This window comes from Paenibacillus sp. UNC451MF (assembly GCF_000686845.1).
Classification (GTDB): Bacteria; Bacillota; Bacilli; order Paenibacillales; family NBRC-103111; genus Paenibacillus_S.
The window spans coordinates 223,416-244,648 of sequence record NZ_KK366025.1 but is presented as its reverse complement, the minus strand read 5'-3'; the positions used below and the strand labels follow the sequence as shown (position 1 = coordinate 244,648).

Genomic DNA, 21,233 nt, shown 5'->3' with positions numbered 1-21,233 from the left:
TCGGGGGGAGATAATAGTGAGCGTTAAAATACAAGAAATTCCTCGATTCATATTTGATGAACTACTTGTTCTTATTGGGGAAAAAACAAGGGAACGGCTTCTTAAGCTGATCCATAAAGATGAAGAAGATTCTGATTTTGCTCTATCGATTGAAAACTACATCCGAAATATTATGAATAACATTTTTTTTAATGACGATGACGTAGTGGACTTACTTGAAATAAAGTCTACTTATCATAGAAGGCGCCAATTAACGAAAAAAAACTGGTATAAGCAGCTAAAAAAAGAGGTAGAAAGCAAAAATAACACCAGTATTCATGAGGAACGAGAAGTTTTACTTCAATTTCTCAACAGTAAAAGCGCTGATGCTAACTTTAAAGAAATGCTTAAAAATATTAAAGATGAGCCTACTTTTGTGCAAAATCGACTAGAAGAAATTGAAGCTTGGGCTAATGACACGGAGACGCGCCTTACCGATTACCCCTACCTAGAATCCAAACAGCAATACCAAATTGAGAAAGCATTTGAAAATGATCTCGTGTTTATCATCGCTGATTTTTTGAAGAATGCGCCTCGCAATTGGATCACCCATCGCTTTAAGGACTTGATTGATAATCCGATATTTGCCGATGGTAAAGCAAAGTTAAAAGGAAATGTTCTTTTTGATTCCGAACAAAAGGCAACCATCATTTATGACGACTATAAAATGAGTGACAATCGAGTGCTCCGCTCTTTTATATCTATTGAGGAAAATGAAGAAGTTCAACTGGATAAAATGTTTTTACTAGATGAAACGGATTCGGAGATTTTAGAGCACATTATAGAGCACAGATCGGAACGGTTTTATACGGACAAGACCATTGCTTTTGATATTCGTCCACTTTTGACACGGATTTATGGAAATACAAGTCAGAAAGCCTACGATCTCATCACGAAACGATTGCAAAAAATAGGCCGATTCAGCTTGGAAGGTAGAACAACAGGACCAAATAAAGAGACTAAAACTACGTTCTTATATAATTTATTCGAATATGTCATCGTCTCGAAGGAAGATGCTACAGGCCGGCGATATGCCGAAATCAAATTCTCAGATACGCTACATCAGCAATTTATTACGAAGCAAACGGTACAAATCTACAGTCACTTTATACATCGTCTGGAGAACCGTCTGTCTAAAATATTGATCTATGCCTTTCAAAAAGAGCGCCTGGACGCTTACTTGCAAGGTCGCAAGATGAAGCAGCATTTTGAGTACAGCTTCTTCTCTGATCGTATCCGGTTTCGTTCCAAACGAATTGACAGCAATCTGAAGCAAATCGATGCTTCTCTTCAGGAATTTAAAGAAGCCAATATACTCATTAATGATTACAAAAGAGTAGGGAACGGGTTTGAAATTATTTTGACACCGGTCACGGAATCGGAAAAAGCCGACTTCTTTACAGCCGGATCTACTCCGTCACTCATCCAGTAGATTTTACTTTTTACGAAATTGACGTACTTTATTAATGTAAAAAGTGAGGGTGTGCTTTCATACACGCCCTCTTTTTTTATCTTTTTACGGTTTTTAACCGCAGTTTTTAACAAAATAGCGTACCTAGAATTCGCTTTTTACAAATATCACGTACCGAAAATAGGCTTTTTACATGATTAGCGTACCGTAGAAAGAGCTTTTTACAATCTTAACGTACTCTTTGAAAGGCTTTTCTTTGTTAATTATTTACAATTTAGGTGTAAATCGTACTTATCAAAATCATTTTTTTACAAAAATCGCGTACTTCTATTTCAGTTTTACAAAATACACGTACTTTAATCATAGTTTTTACTATATTCACGTACCATACTTCCTCATTTTTTTTTCGATAAACCCTTGTGGGTTGAGAATCCGCGGTGTATAAGGGGTGATTAGGTTTTTACTAAAAACGCGTACTCCACTTTCGCCTAGAAATGATACGACTTTTACAAAATACACGTACTCTATGAAGTCTTACATGATATTACCAAGGTTGCTATAATGGATGATGTTGAACTATAACTTATCCACATGTGGATAAAAAATCTACATATTCTATCCACTTGAATAGAAAAAAAGCCTCCATATAGAATGGAAGCTTTACAAAATGGAATGCTACCAACACTCCATTTTACCGAGCACTACCAATGCTCAGTTTCAAAGGAAAAACATTCGGAATCGATCCCTGCCGCTACCAACGATAACGATCGAAACCTCACGTGACTAGCTTCTTCATCTTCTGAAAAAAATCAGAAGGCTAAGAGGCCTATTTAGCTGTTGCCTTTCTCCTATTCTACCAAATCTCATGATAAAAATCTATGAGGGAAGAAAGCAAACTGTGACTAACTGACAAAGGAGGGTTCCCTGCTTGAAAAAACTCGTATTTTTAAATAATCAAAAAGGCAGGGTCCACCTCCAACCAACAAACCCTGTTGTGATCAGTTATCGTTTTTATAATGCCTTTAAAAAGATCGAGGAGCAGTATGAGTATAACCGAGATCAGTTTCAAGTCAGAAAAGATGGTAGAGGAAGACTGATTCACCATATTACTAAATCCGATATCCAGCTTTTTATAACTGTACAGACTGTTTTTAATACAAAAGGCAGATTAGAGTTTTGTAACCGCAATCGAATCTATCAAAAGCAGGTAGAATTGTTTGAAGAGCCTGTTACGAATGATCAATTCTATGTTTCTTTTCAAAAATTTATTGAGCTTGGTTTGATTCAACTTGTAAAAGAAGAGATCACAGGAGCATACCACTACACCTTAAACGATTATCTTCAGGACGATACCGGAACGATCGGTTATTATTTCTTATTGCCTCCTGCGGTCTATACCCAGGCTTTTTACAAGCTCCCTTTAGCTGCACAAAAGTGGTATTTAGAGGGCGCTGCGCAGCAGAATGACAGCCCCTTCAAAGTGCTGGAAAAGAATTTGCGCTCCGATGGTAAAGACGGTGGACTATATAGCTATTTACATAAAACAAATCTCAATCAGATTAAACAATTGATCGAAGTTCTAACCGATACACCGGTTTTGGACGGACAACCTTTATTTGCACCTAATGCCTTAATCAAACCCAATTCAACCGGTTACTATAAAGCCTCTTATTCTATTAACCCCTACTTCATCATACCGAAAGAAAAGGGAACCTATTATCATGAAGTGATCAAGCCGAAGAAAACCTATCATCGGATGACCTCATATATTAAGTCCCAATTATACACAATGGGAATAGGCGACCTGGAAGAACACAATGATGGCCAAACCCTAATCCAGCTTGTCAATCTAATGAAGAAAAAAAGCCAGTCTTTCATTCGCTATGTATTGGTAAAAATAAAAGATCTGCATAGTAAACACCTTGTGTTTCCTTCGGACATTGTTCGTTTTATAAGGGAAGAAGTCAAAAACAAAGGAATGGCTGTCTACTTGGATATAGCCAAAAAAACAGGGGTTTACTCCTTTATTGCACCTAAAAGTACAGATGAATTAAGCGGCCGTTTATCCGAATTCACAGCGGCGATGAGCCGGTTCGATTTGAATACGTTCCGCAACCTTTGCAAGTCGGCTTTGCCTATCCTGAACAGGCAATACACCCGTATGCCTGTACTTAGTCAAGTTGCGTATAAACGTGCGAACGAGCAGCTGGAACGCTTGCTGGGAAGGTCGTCGGCTGAAGAAATATATTCTTATGCCTATAAAATGCAAGTAGACCTTCATGAGTATCGTATGATTGAAGATATCGCTTTACGGAAATTACACCGAGGAGCTCCTTTTGAAGTAAAACAATGGATGTTAAGCGAAATCCGAAAATTACCTAAATGGGAGCCGATCCCCGATGTTCCACTCAGCTTTAATGTTGAGGATCTCCTTTTAAATCTACATAGCAATTGTCACTAGCTCTCTTTTTTTTAGACAAAGGAAGAGGGCTCTTCGTAGTGCGGCTAATGCTTGGCAACCAACATCCCCATTATTTTTTAATATTTAAGATCGTCTAATTTTTATTCACTCATCCCATCTCTCCTTGTTAAAATGATCATGAAGGTAACGTAAACATGTTTTTATAAGATAAAAACAGATCTATCTATGTTAATACATTGGTTAATGTGAATAGTTGAGGAAGCTTAAATAATGATTGCTTCGAAATATAAATATAAAAACAGATTCACTTATTGGGAAAATATGAACAGTGTGGATAACGAACTACAATATCAGAAAGAAAGCAGCGTATCCGTGGATATCTACAGTATTCATTTTTATTTATCATTATTCATCTGTTTTATTCTCTTAAAAAGAAATAGGTTCTGTTTTCATATGGTTTAATATTAATTAATCTGTATTTACATAAAAAAAAAGCTCAAATCGCTTGTTGCACCGATGCTGCTTCATTCTATAAGAGATTTATTATTTAAGAGATTTTTTTTATAAAGAGAATATTATTAAAGGTGATCACTCTTGACTATAATGATATGTATAACACCCAACAGATCTATTGGAGAAAGGTCCATTTCATTATGTATATTGAGATTCAACGCAACGCAGGAGCTTCTATTTCAGATCAAATTTATCAATCTATTGTGGATCATATTCATTCAGGACTTCTCCAAGAAGGGGCACGATTACCTTCTGTTCGGAATCAATCAAAGCAGCTTGGAGTGAGTCTGGTAACGGTAGTGAAGGCTTATAAGAAACTAGAGGACGACAATTATATTATCTCTGTTCAAGGCAAGGGAACATTCGTAACAGAAAATAAGGAGAGAGAAGTGTTAGTAGAGGGAACGTCCCCTTTTGATAGGCAGCTAGCTTTTCAGGATTATTTGCCTAGAGCTCAGTTTGCCCGTTTTCTTCATACTTCCGAGAGAATTCAATTATCCTCTTCCATGGTAGATCCTGGACTGCTTCCTACCCAATGGTTTGAAAGAGAGATTAGTCAAATTTTGTCTAGAAATCCAAGGGTTTTATCTCGTTATGCTGAGATTCAAGGAGATTCACAATTAAGAAATGCAATTTCCCAGTATCTGGATAACCTTGGAGTTACGACTACGCCTGAACATATATTAATTACGAACGGTACCCAGCAAGGATTGGATCTTATTGCCCGTACATTTATTGGAAGTGGGGATGTGGTTGTAACAGAAGCTCCCACCTATCCAGGAGCCATTGATGTATTTCGAGGTAGAGGTGCTACCATACTTTCTGTTCCAGTAGACAGCGAGGGAATTCGAGTCGATTTGCTGCAAAATATATGCGATAAATACAAGCCCAAAATCATCTATACAACAGCTCCTTTCCATAATCCAACGGGTACGGTCATGTCTCTAAAGCGACAAAGACAGATACTTGAAATCGCTCAAAGCATCCAATGCATTATTATTGAAGATGATTCAAGCAGCGAGATTTATTATGAAAAAAAGCCACCTGCTCCGATTAAAAATAGGGATACTAGTGGACATGTGATTTATTTGAAAGGTTTAAGCAAAATATTGGCGCCTGGCTGTAGAACGGGTGTATTAGTTGCTTCCGGCTCTATATTTAACCGTCTTTATGCAGCAAAAGCCAATGCTGATCTAGGTAATTCTTTGCTAACACAAAAAACCATCTTACCCTTAATTGAATCCCCCAAAATGCAAGAACATTTGAGAAAACTGAGAATTGCCCTAAAACTAAGACGTGATTTGGTACTCGCGTTACTTTCAGAACATGCACCGTCAGGAATCACTTGGTTGGTTCCTCAGGGGGGATTAAACTTATGGATTAGTTTACCTTCCTGGATGAATGCGGATCACCTCTTAATTGAGGCCAAAAAACAACAGCTCAATTTTTTACCTGGATCAGCATGCTACCCTGTCGAGCAAGAAAATCATCATTTACGATTGAGCTTCTCTTATGTCAATGAAAACCTTCTTAGTGAAGGAATTAAAATTTTGTGTACAATCCTCCATTCAGGATTTTCATCCAAAGCTATGCATGAAAGATCTCCCTACTTCTAAATTCCAATTCGAAGGAGGAGGGGGAGTATTATCATTTCAGTGTTATACATACATATTGAGTGTTATATATGGCTTCGATATACAATAAACACTGATGAATGATATCCGAAGGGGGAATATTGAATGAATCGCCAAGTCTCATTTCAACAAGTAGATGTGTTTTCTGAAATCCCATTTAAGGGGAATCCCGTTGCGGTGGTACTAGATGGCAATGAATTATCAACGGCTGAAATGCAAGCTATTGCCAATTGGACGAACTTATCTGAAACTACCTTTGTATGCACGCCGACGGATCCACAAGCTGACTATAGGTTGCGAATATTTACCCCACAGAGTGAGCTTCCCTTTGCGGGACATCCTACAATCGGGTCGGCTTTTGCTTTACTTAAACATGGTTTTAAACCAAAGACACCGGGAAGCCTTGTACAGGAATGTGGCAGTGGGCTAGTGTCTATTTCTATGGATGCCGATAAACTTTTCCTCACGCTGCCTGAGCCGATTATTCAAAGCATTGACCACAAGGAATTGGCTGATATTGTAAGTGCATTAGGCGTACCTTTGACTAATGTTAGAGCGAGCGCAGCTATTGATGTTGGAGCGAAGTGGATTACGTTACAATTGTCTAATTCTGAAGAAGTACAGAGCTTACACCCGGATATGTCCAGAGTGGCTGTATTGACTCCGGTAGGTGTTACCGGCGTAACTGTGTTTGGAATGGCGGCTCCCGATACAGATTCCTATGTTGAAGTACGCTCATTTGCCCCTAGTGAAGGAATCGCTGAAGATCCAGTATGCGGTAGCGGTAATGGATGTGTAGCCGTGCTTATGAGACAGCTCGAACTTATAGAGGAATCAAACTACGTTGCAAGTCAAGGTTATTGTGTAGGTCGAAACGGTAGAATTGAAGTTCGGTATAAAGAAAATGGTAAAATACTGCTAGGTGGACATGCAGTGACTTGCATCGAAGGTTTATTAAACCTTTGAACTAATAGTAGATTAATTTCTGAGCGCACAACGCCTGAGGCAGCGTGCGCTTTTACTTTTACAATTTATTTCCCCCACATCTTTTGATAGTTGCACGTTATTATACTGCTTGCAATGGCTTACCTCAAACGTTGAAGACTAATGTAGCGTTTGCTAATCATGTGGTATCCATTCTGGAACAGTATTTTAAATCTATCGACGGGTCCATGATTAAAGAGATTGATCAGAATGAAGATTTAAAGGAGTACCTGTATACTTCGGATAGAGTGAAAAAATATTATTATGCAAATAAGGTTTCGGATACCTTAAATAATATCGTCGTGAATAATAAATGGATTCATTCCATTTATTTATACAATATCGAGGATCAAACCGTACTAAGCTCCAATATCTCTACAAAAGTAGATTCCTTTGGCGATGAGAAATTCATTCGGGAATTACAGAATGGCGGCTTCCCAAAAGGCTGGACTAACAAAAGGGAATATCATGAGCTTGAATATGATAAACCTGTTGAGGTTTTTTCGCTTGTGAAACCGTTCCCGCTGTTTACCGCGGAAAAAGGCTATATCGTCATTAATGTTAACGTACAGACAGTGAAGAGTATGCTTGACAGCATGACCAATTTTGAAATCAGCCATATCAATTTGTACGATAGCCAGGGGCAACTTGTCATTGGTTCTTCGATAGAGGATATGTCTGAAATTAAATCCAACTATCTAGGCTGGACCCATAGGTACTAGGATTAAGCAAACAGGGCTGCTGGAGTGGACCTCTGCATTCTCGATGCGGTGTATGGAAGGAAAAGGAAGAAATTTTAAAAATCGATGATAGTTGCCGCAAGTTGGCAGGTTACCCTCAACGAAAGGCGGCCTTAGCTCACAGAGCAAGCTATTCAGGACGCCAAAACGATTTGGGAAGAGGGGAATGGAAGAAAAGTCGAGCATTGGTATCAAGAGTGGTATAAACAAAATAAAGAGAAGTGGGTATTTACTAAAGATTTGTACAATATTGATATCAAATAGGAATAATTAGGTTTCCGCTCAGCGCCCTATTGGGGCGCTTTTTTTTATGCTATGTCTTGATGGGAGGAAGCTCTAAACTGTCATCCAGCACGGTGATTGCAAGCAGAGGTTTTAGAAGCTGCGAGTCCTGAGATGCAACTGTTCGACCTCTTCTGTATTACCTATGCGGTTCTCCAAAGGCGGGAGAACTAGATGATACGCGTCTGACAAATCGGGTATCCACCCGAATCTTGGCTTTGGCCTCTTCGCCGAGCTCTATGGATTCCACGAGAAGATCGACAGCCAGCTGCGCCATTCTCTTCTTTTCCACATGCACGGTGGTGAGCTCGGGGGAGATGATGCGTGATTCTGAGATGTTATCGAAGCCGACGATGGACACCTCTTCTGGAATACGGACACCCAGCTCGCTCAGTGTCTTCACGGCACTGATCGCAATATAATCGCATTCGCAAAAAATGGCTGTCGGCATACGAGAGCCTTCTTGTAGCAGTGGCTTCAGTTGGGCTTTCAGCTCCTCCTGAGATGAAAGCATGGTTGGTGCGACGGAAAAGCAGCGGTCTGCCGCAATATCCAGCTCATACGCTTGAAGAGCTGCGATAAAGCCATCTTTTCGCTCGTCAAAATTTTGAATTCTAACGTTCGAAGCAATATATCCAATTTCCTTGTGTCCCAATTCACAAATATGGCTGCCGGCCTGATAAGCCCCCATGAAATTGTTAATGCCTACGAAATGAATGGGCAGAGACTCAAAACAAGTATCCAGCACGACAAGATGCGTACCTAATCTTCCGGCAATATCCATAATCACACTTTGGTTTAAGTTCGTGCCGAGTAAAATGACTCCCTCGCTTTGACGATCTTCGGCTACCGTACGAATGTCCCTATCGAAAAATTCCATATCTACCGTAGAGAAACGAAGAGAATAGCCCTTGGTACGGCAGCGATCCTCGATATAATGAATCAGCTCGCGAAAGAATGGCTGCTGATAATACTCCTCAAGTACAATTCCTGAATTGGTGAACACGAGGAAGGATAAGGATTTGATCCCGTTATCCGAAACCGGCGATTTCGTCTTGGGTAAGTAGCCGCTTTCCTTGGCAATTTGCAGGATGCGTTCGCGCGTCTCCTGACCGATCCCAGGCTTGCCGCTGAGTGCGAGTGAGACTGCCGCCTTAGAGACGCCGGCAAGCTTTGCGATATCTTCCATTTTCATAAGTGGATAGTCCCCATTCTTAAAAAATCAATCGTTTAGTAAGTTTAGTTTATTACTTTACAGATGTTTATGCAATAAAAAGTAGAATTTTTTACTTGTTTTTTAGTTATATCAACTAAAAATAAACTAAACAAATCGTTGACGACGAAAAAAAGCCGTGATAACATGAATTTAACTTTATATATATAATTATATTTTAGTGTTAATTTAGTTTAGTTTAGTTATTTGGAGGTGTAACAGGTGAAAAAATTAAAGCTAGGCTACGCACCTACGCGCAGATTCGTGTTCAGCGCTGAGGATGCATTTAAGTACAAGGTTATGATTAAAGAAAAGATTGAAAGCTTTGGACTGGATATCGATATTGTGGATTTGGAGGGAATCAACTCGGAAGGTTTGCTGTATGACGACAATATCAATGCTGACCATATCATCGACCGGTTCAAGAAGGAGCAGGTAGACGCGGTATTTGTCCCGCATTGTAACTTTGGAACAGAAGATACAGTAGCACGTGTGGGAAAAGCGTTAGGCAAGCCGGTGCTGCTGTGGGGGCCTCGAGATGAAGCGCCGCTAGAGGATGGCATGCGGCTCAGGGATACGCAATGCGGGCTGTTCGCTACTGGCAAAGTGCTTCGCCGGTTTAACGTTCCGTTCACTTATGTTACGAACACCCGGGTAAACGATCCGGTCTTCGAGAGAGGATTCACCAATTTCATAGCAGCGGCGAATGTCGTTCGTCAATTTCGCGGGCTGCGTATTCTACAAATCGGACCGCGTCCTGCCTCCTTCTGGACGATGATCTGCAATGAGGGTGAGCTGCTTGAGCGTTTTGGCATTGAGATTCATCCGATTACGCTCGTGGACATACAACGTGCTTCTTCGAGAATTGAGAAGGGCAACTCCTCCGAACTTGCTGAAGCGATTGACTATATCAAGGAGAAGCTGGATTGGTCAGAAGTGACGGAAGCAGACGTCAGACGGATCGCTTCGCTTAAGGTGGCAATGAACCAATACGCTCTGCAGACAGGCAGCTCGGCGATTGCCATCCAGTGCTGGTCTTCGCTTCAGGATGCGATGGGTATTATGCCCTGTCTTGCCAATGCCATCTTAACCGACGAGCAAATTCCAGTTACCTGTGAAACAGATATTCACGGTGCTATTACCTCTGTTATGGTGCAAGCAGCTTCGATGAACCAATCTCCGACCTTCTTTGCGGACTTAACGGTACGCCATCCAGAGAATACGAACGGAGAGCTGTTGTTCCACTGTGGTAACTTCCCGGTATCCCTATCTGTCGAGAGCAAACCTAAGCTGCGGAAGCACTTCCTGTTCGACGATCACTCACCGGGCACCCATGAAGGTGAGATCAAGGGAGGCAGCATGACGCTGGCACGTTTTGACGGAGACCATGGGGACTACCAGTTGTTTCTAGGCCGTGCAAAGGGCATACCTGGTCCTTACACACGCGGATCTTATGTATGGGTGGAAGTGAACGATTGGCCGTTATGGGAAGAAAAGCTGGTGCAAGGGCCCTATGTTCATCACTCTGTAGGGATTCATGCAAATGTCATTCCTGCTTTATATGAAGCTTGTCGGTACATCCCAGGCTTGACACCGGATCCAGTGGATCCGACAGAGAGCGAAATTCAGGCTTGGCTGAGAGGGAAGGGACTATAATCCTAATCCTGAGGAGGAATGACATATGGAAATTAGGGCGCTTCAAGTCAAAGCTACCGAAATTCGGATGACGCTGCTGAAGATGATTCATCGGGCCAAAACCGGTCATACGGGAGGCTCGCTGAGCAACACGGATATTTTAACGGCTTTATATTATCGCATTATGACCATTGATCCGCTACATCCTAAGGCGGCTGAACGTGATCGGTTTGTGCTCAGTAAAGGACACTCGGTGGAGTCGCTGTGGGCGATTTTGGCTGACCGTGGCTTTTTTCCAAAGGAGGAGCTTATGACCTTCAGTCAGTTCGGCACGAAGCTGATCGGCCATCCTAATAATAAGGTACCTGGAATTGAAATGAATACCGGCGCGCTGGGCCACGGACTGTCGGTTGCTGTCGGCATTGCACTGGCGGCCAAACGGGATGGCAAGAGCTATCGTGCGTTCTGTCTCATGGGCGACGGGGAGCAGGCGGAAGGCTCTGTATGGGAAGCTGCCATGGCAGGGGCACATTATAAGCTCGATAACCTCGTGGGCATCATCGATCGGAACCGCTTACAAATCAGCGGCACCAATGAAGAGGTGATGGGGCTTGATCCATTGGAGGACAAATGGGCTGCATTTGGTTGGAATGTCGTCTCGATAGATGGAAATGACATGGGGGCGCTCGTCGAGGCGTTCGAAACGGTACCTGCTGTCAGTGGGAAGCCTACGCTTATTATGGCGAATACCGTGAAGGGCAAGGGAGTATCGTTTGCAGAAAACGTGCCCCATTGGCACCATCACGTTCCGAATGATGAAGAGCTGGAACAAGCGCTGGCGGAGCTAACAGCTGAGCTGGAGCTGTACAGTCAGGAAGGTCAGGTGAGCTAGCGATGAATACGATTCCTAACCGGCAGGTCATTTGTGAGACGCTGCTAGAGCTTGCGAAGGATGATCGAGATATTATGGTGCTTACGAGCGATTCTCGCGGATCCGCAGCAATGGCTCCGTTCGCCAAGGCTTATCCCGAACAGTTCGTTGAGGTCGGCATCGCGGAGCAAAACATAGTCGGCATCTCGGCAGGCCTTGCTCATAGCGGGAAGAAGCCTTTCGTAACTTCTCCAGCGTGCTTCCTCAGTATGCGCAGCATTGAGCAGATCAAGGTCGATGTTGCCTATTCAGGCACGAATGTGAAGCTTGTCGGGATTAGCGGTGGTATAAGCTACGGCGCCCTGGGAATGTCGCATCATTCCGTGCAGGATTTGGCGGTGGCACGTGCCATTCCTGGTCTGGCCGTGATGATGCCAGCCGACCGCCACGAAACGAAACGGATGACCGAAGCGCTGGTTAAGCACGACGGCGGCGTTTATGTCCGCATTGGACGTAATGCGGTTGAGGATGTGTACGAAGCGGATGACTTTGAATTTGTCATCGGAAAGGCCGTGATGATGCGGGAAGGATCGGATCTCACCATCATTGCGGCAGGAGAGACGGTTCGCATCGCTCTGGATGCCCACGAAGCGCTGAAGGAGGCAGGCGTATCGTGCAGGGTAATCAATATGCATACTATTAAACCTCTGGATGAAGAAGCGATTCTAAGGGCGGCAAGGGAAACGGGACATCTAATCACCGTAGAGGAGCATAGTGTGCTCGGTGGCTTGGGAGCCGCGGTAGCAGAGGTGGTCGTGCAGAATAAGCCGGTACCGATGAGAATTCTCGGGATTCCTGACGAGCCTGCAATCGCGGGCAAGACGGCGGAAGTATTCCGCCATTACGGGCTTACGGCAGACCGCATCAAACAGATCGCGCTTGAGCTGCTGGACCAGCAGGAGAGGTAGCTATGGAGAAACGATATATCCTCGTGATCGATCAAAGCACTTCCGGTACGAAAGCGCTTATCGTGGCGCGTTCAGGAGAAATCGTCTCCCGAAGCTCTGCCGAACACAAACAGTATTATCCGCGTCCAGGCTGGGTTGAGCACGACCCTATCGAAATATACGAAAGAGTAAAACAAACGGCTGAGCAGGCACTTCAATCGGCTGGCATCATACCAGACGAGCTGGCGGCTATGACGCTGACAAATCAACGTGAAACCGCTGTGCTTTGGGATCCTATCACGGGTCTTCCGGTGCATCCCGCCATCGTATGGCAATGTCAACGCACCTCCGAGCAGTGTGCGCGATATAAATTATCGGGCTTGGAAGCTAAGGTCCGCTCCAAAACCGGGTTAATGCTCGACCCCTATTTCTCCGCCACCAAATGGGCCTGGATGCTGGAGCATGCTGCTGAAGCAAAGGAGAAGCTGGCTGATGGTCGCTTGCTTGCCGGTACAATAGACAGCTGGCTGCTTTGGAAGCTGACCGGCGGGAACATGCATGTGACCGACTATTCGAACGCCAGCCGTACATCCCTTTATAATATTCATACATTGAGCTGGGACGAGGAGCTATGCGAGCTGTTCGGTGTTCCATCTGTGCTGCTGCCTGAAGTGAAGTTTTCTGACGACAGCTTCGGATACACCGGGGACCCAGATCTGCTTAACGGCATTCGGATTCCTATATCCGGTATCATTGGTGACTCTCAAGCGGCGCTTTTCGGCAATCTGTGCTTTCAGCCCGGGATGGCAAAAGCTACTTATGGTACGGGAACCTCCGTCCTTATGAATATTGGTGAGAAGCCTCCGGCTACGGAGAGTGGACTCGTCAGCACAGTCGCATGGGGGGCCGGAGGCAAGGTAATCTACGCGCTTGAGGCGATCATCCGCACCTCTGGAGATTGCATCAAGTGGGTGCGCGATAACTTGGGGCTGTTTCGTACTTTTGAGGAGATGGAACAGCTGCTGAGAGAGACGAAGGATAGTGAGGGGGTCTACTTGGTGCCGGCCTTTGTCGGCCTTGGAGCACCGCACTGGGACCCTGATGCTAGAGCTTCCATCTCCGGGATAAACCGAGGGACTCATAAGTCACACATTATCAGGGCTGCGCTCGAGAGCATCGCTTATCAAGTGTATGATGCTGTTCAATTGATCGAAGCCGAGTCCGGCGTTCCACTTAAAGAGCTGCGTGCCGATGGAGGCGCAACGGGAAGTCAGTTGTTAATGCAGTTTCAGGCGGATCTTTTGTTGCGACCCGTGATCAAGTCCGACGTGGCTGAGTTATCGGCCATAGGATCTGCGTACATGGGAGGGCTGGGCGTTGGCTTCTGGAGTTCTATGGAAGAGATCGTATCTGGTTTGTCCAAGCGGCAATCTTACGTGCACTACAGCCCTCAAATGGCGGAGAAAGATCGAGAAGCGTACTGTCTGGGCTGGCAGCGTGCTGTGGCCTCCGTGCTCCAGAGGAGCGTTTAATTCATTTATTATGACGGATGTAGACGAAAGTAGTGCGAATTAGGCATTTTTATTTATAGAAGCAGAGGCAGATAAATGAAAACGACATGGATGCCGTACGATGTGCCTAAGGGGAAGCAACTCCGAGTGATCATGTGATTACGAGCTTAAGCCGGCGCTCGCATTACTTGCTTCAGGAGAACAGCAGCAGCCGATGGGGAATGGTTAGTGTATAAGCAAATATCAATGGACCGGATCATGAACTGATTCGGTCATTTTCTGTTATTACGGTACATGAAAATGACAAGGGCGTATTCAGATTTGAGGACATGATTGTTCTTGAAGAAAGGTTACTTTGATCCAGTACAGGACAAGGCTTAGATAGATTTAGTATGAGAAACGGCTAAAATTAGATATGTACAAGGTGAAGCATGCCTCCTATAATTGATAATAATTATCAGTATCAACTGAAGAGGATCTATTTACGGGGGGAAGCAAACAAATGAGAGCAATTAAAATGATATTGGTGCTATTCTTGGCGCTGGCCGTTTCGGCTTGCGGACAATCGAGTGCAACCGGAGGCGGAGAGAAAAGCAATGGCAGTCAGCCGACAGATGGCGGAAAGCCGACGCAAAGCACAGCAGCGAATACAGAGAAGACGATTAAGCACGCTATGGGTACCGCTACGTTGACAAAGAAACCGGAACGCGTCGTTGTGTTGTTCAATGGCGCTGTAGATATTGTAGTCGCGCTGGGTGTGAAGCCTGTCGGGGCTGTTGAATCGTGGGATCAAAAGCCTTGGTACAACTACTTGCGCCCTCAGATGGAAGGCGTGAAGAACTTGGGTGATGAGCTTCAGCCGAATGTGGAAGCCATTATGGCTTTGAAGCCTGACTTGATCATCGGACAAAAAACCCGTGATGAAAAGATTTATCCCCAATTGAACAGCATAGCCCCTACGATTATTATGGAGGAATTGTTTGACTGGAAAGAAAACATGAAGATCACTGCCGAAGCACTCTACAAAGAAGACGAAGCGGCGAAATTCTTGAGCGATTGGGATAAACGTGTAGCGGATTTCAAGCAAAAGGTTGGCAATAAGCTGGCGAATACGGAAGTATCGCTTATCCGCTTCGAGAAAGACGGCAGTGCACGGATCTACGTTACGGGTTTTGCGGGGACGATATTTAAAGAGCTTGGACTTAGTCGGCCAAAAGCTCAGCAGGTGGAAGGAAAGAACGTGGTCAACTTAACTTCGAAAGAACAGATGTCTCAGCTCGACGGAGACTTCATTTTCGACATCACCCAGAGCACTAGCGATCCTAATCATGCGAAATCACAGAACGATTGGACATCTCATCCTCTATGGAAGGGCCTAAAAGGGGTCAAGAACGATAAATACTTCAAGGTCGACGTCGTGTCGTGGAATTTAAGCGGCGGTGCCTTGGCAGCAAAAGCATTGCTGGACGACTTGTACAAATACTTCGACATTAAATAGCTTAGAATGCCAAATGAATGAGCAGGGTGCTCATTCATTTGTGCATCACAGGGAGATTCTAGGATGACAGTAAGCAAACTTACAAATGGATGGAAGTGGAGCGGGTTGCTGATAGGCAGTATCGTCATGCTCTTGTGTGTGGCATCGAGCATCCTGTTCGGTGCGACCAACTACAGCTGGCATACGGCTTGGGACGCAGCTTTTCATTACAATGAGGAAGTAACGGATCAAGTCATTATCCGCACAACCCGGATACCAAGGGCATTTATTGCAGCGGCGATCGGTGCGAGTCTCGCCATAGCTGGAGCGCTTATGCAGACCTTAACACGCAACCCGCTTGCCGCACCAAGTGTGCTTGGTGTGAATGCCGGTGCCTCCTTCCTTGTCGTATTGGGGGCAGTCGTATTATCGGTTTCATCCATGCAAGTGTTGATGTTGCTTGCCTTTCTCGGAGCAGCAGGAGCTGCAGTCATTGTATATGTGCTGGGCTCGGTTGGTCGTGACGGATTGACCCCACTAAAGATTGTTTTAGCGGGAGCGGCAATGACCGCCTTATTTTCTTCATTTACCCAAGGCATCCTCGTCTTGAATAAGCAAGGACTGAACACGGTGCTCTATTGGCTAACGGGAACCATAGCGGGTCGATCGCCTGATAATTTAATCGCAGTTCTTCCATATATGGTCATTTGCTGGGTGGCGGCTTGGGCTATCGCGAGGGATATGAATCTCCTGATGATGGGGGAGGATACGGCCAAAGGCTTGGGACAGAAGACGATCTGGATTAAAGTGACGGCTGGGACCATCATCGTTATATTGGCTGGAGGCTCTGTATCCGTAGCAGGCCCTATCGGCTTCATAGGTATTGTCATCCCGCATATATCCAGATTCTTCACAGGTGTGGACCATCGTTGGGTTATACCGTACTGCGCAGTGCTAGGAGCGATTCTGCTTCTTGCAGCCGATTTAATTGCGCGCTTCATCATGATACCGGAAGAGATGCCTGTTGGCGTCATGACGGCGATTATTGGCGCCCCGTTCTTCATGTACATTGCGCGGAAGGGGTTGGCACGATCATGAAACAATATGTCCCTTTTCGCTCAAAGCAAGGCAGTCTGTCCATTCTTATGCACAAGAAAACGTTGTGGGTTTCGCTAGGGCTTCTATTAACATGTTTGCTTATTGTGATCCTTAGCACCGGGATGGGAGAACTGTATATTTCTCCGTGGAATGCCATCCTTGGCATTATTGGAGCTGGTTCGGACGACTATTCGATGGTCATACAGAAGCTGAGGCTTCCGCGAATTATTGTTGCCTTACTGGCAGGAGCATCGCTTGCTGCGTCAGGAGCGATGCTGCAGGGCATCGTCCGTAATCCGCTCGCCTCTCCGGATATCATGGGAGTGACGGGCGGAGCATCTGTTGCAGCTGTAGGCTTTCTTACTTATTTCGCCGGCGGCGTGAGCATTCGCTTTCTGCCATTTACAGCTATACTGGGAGGCACCGTCGTCTCCATAGTATTGTACTTGCTAGCATGGAAACGCGGCATAACCCCGTTTCGGCTTATTTTGGTCGGTGTCGGCATGTCCTCACTTATGTCTGCGGCAACCACGATGATGATCATGTTCAGTCCTAAGAACGATGCAGGCCAAGCGTATTTATGGCTAACTGGTTCAGTTTATGCCACCAATTGGGAGAACGTCCTGACAATATTACCGTGGACGATCATATTGCTTCCGCTTTCCTTCTTGCTCGCTCGCCATGTCAATATTGGACAGCTTGGGGATGACATTTCGGCCGGGGCAGGAAGCTCAGTTGAGCTGAATCGGCTTCTTCTGCTGCTTGTCAGCGTCGCACTCTCCGCCTCAGCCGTTGCTGTTGCCGGCGGCATCGGATTCGTTGGACTCATCGCACCGCACATGGCGCGCAAGCTGGTCGGCTCTAGCTTCGAGAATGTGCTGCCAGTCTCCGCTTTGTTGGGAGGCGCTATCGTAATGCTGGCGGATCTTGTAGGGAGAACCTTTTTTCTACCGCTGGATGTCCCTGTTGGTGTATTTACTTCCGCTGTAGGAGCCCCATTTTTTATCTATTTATTATACGCAAGACGGAACTCAAGATAGGAAGGGCAAGAGACGACAGCTGGAGTACGATCTAGTTTTAAAGCATGCAATGGAGAACAAGGAGGTTTTACAAGTATGACAAAGACAGATACGAAGCCAGCAGGAAGTGTGGCGGAACTGATTAAGCAAAGAAGAACCGTTAGATTATTCAAGAGTGATGCGGTCTCCACCGAGCTTCTGAAGGAACTGCTGAATATAGCGGTGTGGGCACCGAACCATGGACACAGAGAGCCTTGGAGGTTCATTCTGTTTCAGGGTGAAGGGAGAGCTAAGCTTGCCCAAGCGATGGTGCAGACCTATTCGGCAGAGGACCGGGAGAAGCATGGAAATAAGAAAATGGAGTATTTCATGCAGGTTCCGGCGCATCTCGTTATTGTCATGCAAGAGGATCCCAGGCAAAAAGTATGGGATGAGGATTATGCGGCTGTCTGCAGCCTGATTCAGAACTTCCAGCTTGCAGCATGGGAGCGGGGACTTGGTGTCGTCTGGAAAACGAATAATTATGGTTACGATCCTAAATTTAGGAAGACGATCGGAATGCAGCCGGGTGAGAAAATTGCTGGTGTGCTTCACGTTGGATATCCAGAAATCATTCCACCTGCAAGGCCGCGCACTTTAGCTGAAGAACGATTGACTATTATAGAACATATGTAAAGTTAAAAAAGCACTTGAATAACCCTTCCCAACAGCAGAAAAACCATCTATACTACAATAGGTGATAATGATTCTCAATGCTGTTGGAGAAGGTGAAGTGTGATGCTGCAGATGTCGAATTTACAATATCCCCTGATTTTCCTCTCCTCTATTCATAAACGACGGTACCGTAAGTACCATACCCTACAGTTTCCAAAGATTCCTTCTGATCTATTATGCATAGTGACCGGTGGTAAGGGATTGGTGCGGATTCAGAATCAAATGGTCCCCTTAGGTCCTAATCAAATATTTTATTTGAAGCCTTCGACCGAGATTGAAGTCATGCTGGAGTCTGATTATGTGGACTACTATTTGCTTATGCTGCGTCCTGTAACGGTTACTAGGAAGAAAGGCAAATGGTCATGCAATGGTTCGAATGATAAGGAAAACTTATTCCCTACGGGGAAGCTGCCTTTTCAGCATATAAAAGTATGGCTTGAACAAGTAGAGCGGTTGTATGCTGCCAGTAAGGAGCAGTCGTTATCTGCTTCTGATGTACAACAACTTTTCCAAAGATTCATCCAAGACCTGCTTCAGGAATTGCCGGGGCAAGTGGGAGCAGAACAATCGAGCAATGGAATCGATGAGAGCATCGGGTATATGTATAAGCATTATTCCGAGAAAATTAAGCTGGATACTTTAGCGGATATTGCTGGTTTAACCGAGACGTCCTATTCCAGAAGCTTCAAGAAGGCTAAGGGTGTCACGCCGGTCCAATACTTGAATCAAATTCGGATTGAAAGCTCTAAGGAGTTTTTGAAGCAGGATTGCTCGATCCAAGAAGTTTCCGAATCCGTCGGCTTCGGGAATGAATTTTATTTTAGCCGTATGTTCAAAAGAACCATCGGTCTATCCCCAACCATTTATATGAAACGCAAACAGCTGAGAGTGGGTGTGGCATCCTGCTATAGATACCAGGAAAATCTCCGCACCTTGGGAACCGATGCCTTGTATGAAATGAATGGATATACTATTGAACAACTGAATGCGGAAGAGCAACAAAGATTCGTCCAGGTACAGCTGGATGCTTTGCGGGAAGCGCAGCCTGACATGATTTTGTCCGACTATCGGCATTTGCCTTTCTACGACCGTTTAAAGGATATTGCTCCGACGATTTGCCTGGACTTCACGATGGACTGGCGCCAAAATCATTGGAGAATTGCCGAGCTTGTAGGCAGGGAGAAAGAAGCACAGCATAATTTTGATCAGATGGAGCTAAAGGTAAATTATGCTCGAGAAGTGCTGTCCCAGCTGATCGGAAATGAGACGCTATCCATCATGCGCTTTTATTATGGCAAATTCCGCGTTTACGGCATGACCGATCATCCCTTGAATCACTTGCTCTATAAGGAGCTTGGCCTGAAGCCGGGAAGCTGCGTGCCGCAGCATGAGAGAAGCAAGGAGTATATGCTCGGCAATATGCCGCCTTTTGAAACTGACCACCTGTTGATTTATAAGCATCACACTCAACCCGAAGATGAGGCAAATTTCGCTGCCCTGTTGGCAAGCGAAGGATGGAGCACGATGAAGGCCGTACGCAACCGTCAGATTCGATTCACCCCAAATTGGATTGGCATGAGCTGGTCGCCTACTGGACAGAACCAGATTATCGACTATTTGCTGGCCGCATATTCTCATGATCGAAATGTTATTTAAGGTAGCCTTAGGCAGGGATGAGCGAGAGATTTAGGTAATGTACTTCATTCATACTTGTAGAGCAGGCCACAGTCCGACGAAAAGAAACTCAATTTCACTTGTAAAGTGGAATTGAGTTTCTTTTGTTAACCTAAACGGGCTGCACCTTCTGGCTCAATAAAGGAAGGAATTGCTTGGCTGCCGGTGAAAGATGCTTATTGCGGTGATGAACATAGCTGATTCCCCTAATAAATTGAATTTCTTTGATAGGTACCTTAACGAGCAACCCGCTATTTATTTCCTGCTGAATGGCAAATCTGGAAACGATGGAGACACCCAGTTCATATATAACCCCCTGCTTGATCCCTTCGAGATTGCTAATTTCCATATAGTTGGACGGGACAAATCCGTTCATTCTGAATTGTTCATCCAAATAGCTGCGTGTGGCTGATTTCTCAGGCTTTAATATAAAGGTTTCGTTGACTATATCATCCAGCGTACACTCATCCTTTTGTGCTAGTGGGTGTGACGGATTCACGATAAGAACCAGTTCATCCTCATAAAAGGTCGTTCGCTGATAACGAGATTCATCCAGGTTAACTCGATCCGATAAAATCAGGAACTCAACCTTGTTGGAGTCCAACATGTGAATCAAGTGATTGGATGACGTTATGTTCATATTGATTTTTATGTTTGGAAATTTCGTTGAGTATTCCCTTAATAGTCGGGGGAGTAAGTAAACTCCAACAAAATTACTTGCTCCGAAGGATAAAGTTCCATAAGATAAATCCTCCAGCTGTCTGATATGGTCCTTAGCCGAGTGAAGCAGATTGATAATCTGTTCCGCATACGGTTTGAAATGCTCACCTTGCTTCGTTAAGTATAGCTTTTTTCCGATTCGGTCAAAAAGGGGAACTCCCAATTCCTCTTCAATGCTTTGGATTTGCATGCTTACAGAGGGTTGAGAGCAATAGAGCTGTTCCGCTGCTTCGGTAAAATTAAGGCATTCTGAAAGAGTTATAAAGGTCTGCAATTTATTAACGTTCAACTTGGAACACACCTTTTTAAATGAATTTACTATAAGGAAA

At 44.6% G+C, this 21,233-nt stretch carries 16 protein-coding genes; 14 read left to right on the top strand and 2 right to left on the bottom strand.

Going from position 1 to position 21,233, the window contains the following annotated elements:
- Positions 1-16 precede the first annotated feature (16 nt).
- The 5 genes from BP97_RS0133530 (at position 17) to BP97_RS0133505 (ending at position 7,725) form a co-directional block, all read left to right on the top strand.
- Positions 17-1,471 (top strand): hypothetical protein, encoded by a 1,455-nt coding sequence (locus BP97_RS0133530; protein ID WP_028552986.1) that lies wholly within the window; start codon positions 17-19, stop codon positions 1,469-1,471.
- A 907-nt stretch (positions 1,472-2,378) separates the two neighbouring features.
- Complete coding sequence (locus BP97_RS0133525; RefSeq protein ID WP_028552985.1) at positions 2,379-3,911, top strand: hypothetical protein; 1,533 nt, start codon at positions 2,379-2,381, stop codon at positions 3,909-3,911.
- Between the two features lie 614 nt (positions 3,912-4,525).
- Entirely contained in the window at positions 4,526-6,001 is a 1,476-nt protein-coding gene (gene pdxR, locus BP97_RS0133515; RefSeq protein ID WP_028552983.1) for a MocR-like pyridoxine biosynthesis transcription factor PdxR, read from the top strand.
- A 123-nt stretch (positions 6,002-6,124) separates the two neighbouring features.
- Complete coding sequence (locus BP97_RS0133510) at positions 6,125-6,985, top strand: PhzF family phenazine biosynthesis protein (protein WP_028552982.1); 861 nt, start codon at positions 6,125-6,127, stop codon at positions 6,983-6,985.
- A gap of 131 nt (positions 6,986-7,116) precedes the next feature.
- A complete protein-coding gene (locus BP97_RS0133505; protein WP_156043498.1) occupies positions 7,117-7,725 on the top strand; it encodes a cache domain-containing protein in 609 nt (202 codons plus the stop codon).
- Positions 7,726-8,164: 439 nt separating this feature from the next.
- Here the strand turns inward: BP97_RS0133505 and BP97_RS0133500 are convergent, their stop codons facing one another.
- Positions 8,165-9,220, bottom strand: a complete 1,056-nt coding sequence (locus BP97_RS0133500; protein WP_028552980.1) for a LacI family DNA-binding transcriptional regulator — start codon at positions 9,218-9,220, stop codon at positions 8,165-8,167.
- A gap of 240 nt (positions 9,221-9,460) precedes the next feature.
- Between BP97_RS0133500 and BP97_RS0133495 the strand changes: the two genes are divergently transcribed.
- The 9 genes from BP97_RS0133495 (at position 9,461) to BP97_RS0133455 (ending at position 20,166) form a co-directional block, all read left to right on the top strand.
- Positions 9,461-10,894 carry an L-fucose/L-arabinose isomerase family protein gene (locus BP97_RS0133495; protein ID WP_028552979.1) on the top strand — a complete coding sequence of 478 codons (1,434 nt, stop codon included), beginning with the start codon at positions 9,461-9,463 and terminating at the stop codon, positions 10,892-10,894.
- A 25-nt stretch (positions 10,895-10,919) separates the two neighbouring features.
- Positions 10,920-11,765 (top strand): transketolase, encoded by an 846-nt coding sequence (locus BP97_RS0133490; RefSeq protein WP_028552978.1) that lies wholly within the window; start codon positions 10,920-10,922, stop codon positions 11,763-11,765.
- A gap of 2 nt (positions 11,766-11,767) precedes the next feature.
- Positions 11,768-12,712, top strand: a complete 945-nt coding sequence (locus tag BP97_RS0133485) for a transketolase family protein (protein WP_028552977.1) — start codon at positions 11,768-11,770, stop codon at positions 12,710-12,712.
- Between the two features lie 2 nt (positions 12,713-12,714).
- The gene (glpK, locus tag BP97_RS0133480) at positions 12,715-14,223 is read left to right on the top strand and encodes a glycerol kinase GlpK (RefSeq protein ID WP_028552976.1); all 1,509 of its coding nucleotides are present in this window, start codon (positions 12,715-12,717) and stop codon (positions 14,221-14,223) included.
- Positions 14,224-14,704: 481 nt separating this feature from the next.
- Complete coding sequence (locus BP97_RS0133475; protein WP_028552975.1) at positions 14,705-15,700, top strand: ABC transporter substrate-binding protein; 996 nt, start codon at positions 14,705-14,707, stop codon at positions 15,698-15,700.
- 63 nt (positions 15,701-15,763) lie between these two features.
- Complete coding sequence (locus BP97_RS0133470) at positions 15,764-16,777, top strand: FecCD family ABC transporter permease (protein WP_028552974.1); 1,014 nt, start codon at positions 15,764-15,766, stop codon at positions 16,775-16,777.
- Positions 16,774-17,817 (top strand): FecCD family ABC transporter permease, encoded by a 1,044-nt coding sequence (locus BP97_RS0133465; protein WP_028552973.1) that lies wholly within the window; start codon positions 16,774-16,776, stop codon positions 17,815-17,817. Before BP97_RS0133470 ends, BP97_RS0133465 begins: the two co-directional genes overlap by 4 nt.
- Before the next feature lie 75 nt (positions 17,818-17,892).
- Entirely contained in the window at positions 17,893-18,471 is a 579-nt protein-coding gene (locus BP97_RS0133460) for a nitroreductase family protein (RefSeq protein ID WP_028552972.1), read from the top strand.
- Between the two features lie 243 nt (positions 18,472-18,714).
- A complete protein-coding gene (locus tag BP97_RS0133455; RefSeq protein ID WP_197035584.1) occupies positions 18,715-20,166 on the top strand; it encodes a helix-turn-helix domain-containing protein in 1,452 nt (483 codons plus the stop codon).
- Positions 20,167-20,296: 130 nt separating this feature from the next.
- On the opposite strand, the gene BP97_RS0133450 is transcribed toward BP97_RS0133455, so the two are convergent.
- Positions 20,297-21,193 carry a LysR family transcriptional regulator gene (locus tag BP97_RS0133450; RefSeq protein ID WP_028552970.1) on the bottom strand — a complete coding sequence of 299 codons (897 nt, stop codon included), beginning with the start codon at positions 21,191-21,193 and terminating at the stop codon, positions 20,297-20,299.
- Positions 21,194-21,233: the final 40 nt, after the last annotated feature.

Coding starts and splice junctions, on each gene's coding strand:
- pdxR (WP_028552983.1), top strand. CDS start 4,526: ATGTATATTGAGATTCAACGCAACGCAGGAGCTTCTATTTCAGATCAA.
- BP97_RS0133510 (WP_028552982.1), top strand. CDS start 6,125: ATGAATCGCCAAGTCTCATTTCAACAAGTAGATGTGTTTTCTGAAATC.
- BP97_RS0133500 (WP_028552980.1), bottom strand. CDS start 9,220: ATGAAAATGGAAGATATCGCAAAGCTTGCCGGCGTCTCTAAGGCGGCA.
- BP97_RS0133490 (WP_028552978.1), top strand. CDS start 10,920: ATGGAAATTAGGGCGCTTCAAGTCAAAGCTACCGAAATTCGGATGACG.
- BP97_RS0133485 (WP_028552977.1), top strand. CDS start 11,768: ATGAATACGATTCCTAACCGGCAGGTCATTTGTGAGACGCTGCTAGAG.
- glpK (WP_028552976.1), top strand. CDS start 12,715: ATGGAGAAACGATATATCCTCGTGATCGATCAAAGCACTTCCGGTACG.
- BP97_RS0133475 (WP_028552975.1), top strand. CDS start 14,705: ATGAGAGCAATTAAAATGATATTGGTGCTATTCTTGGCGCTGGCCGTT.
- BP97_RS0133470 (WP_028552974.1), top strand. CDS start 15,764: ATGACAGTAAGCAAACTTACAAATGGATGGAAGTGGAGCGGGTTGCTG.
- BP97_RS0133465 (WP_028552973.1), top strand. CDS start 16,774: ATGAAACAATATGTCCCTTTTCGCTCAAAGCAAGGCAGTCTGTCCATT.
- BP97_RS0133460 (WP_028552972.1), top strand. CDS start 17,893: ATGACAAAGACAGATACGAAGCCAGCAGGAAGTGTGGCGGAACTGATT.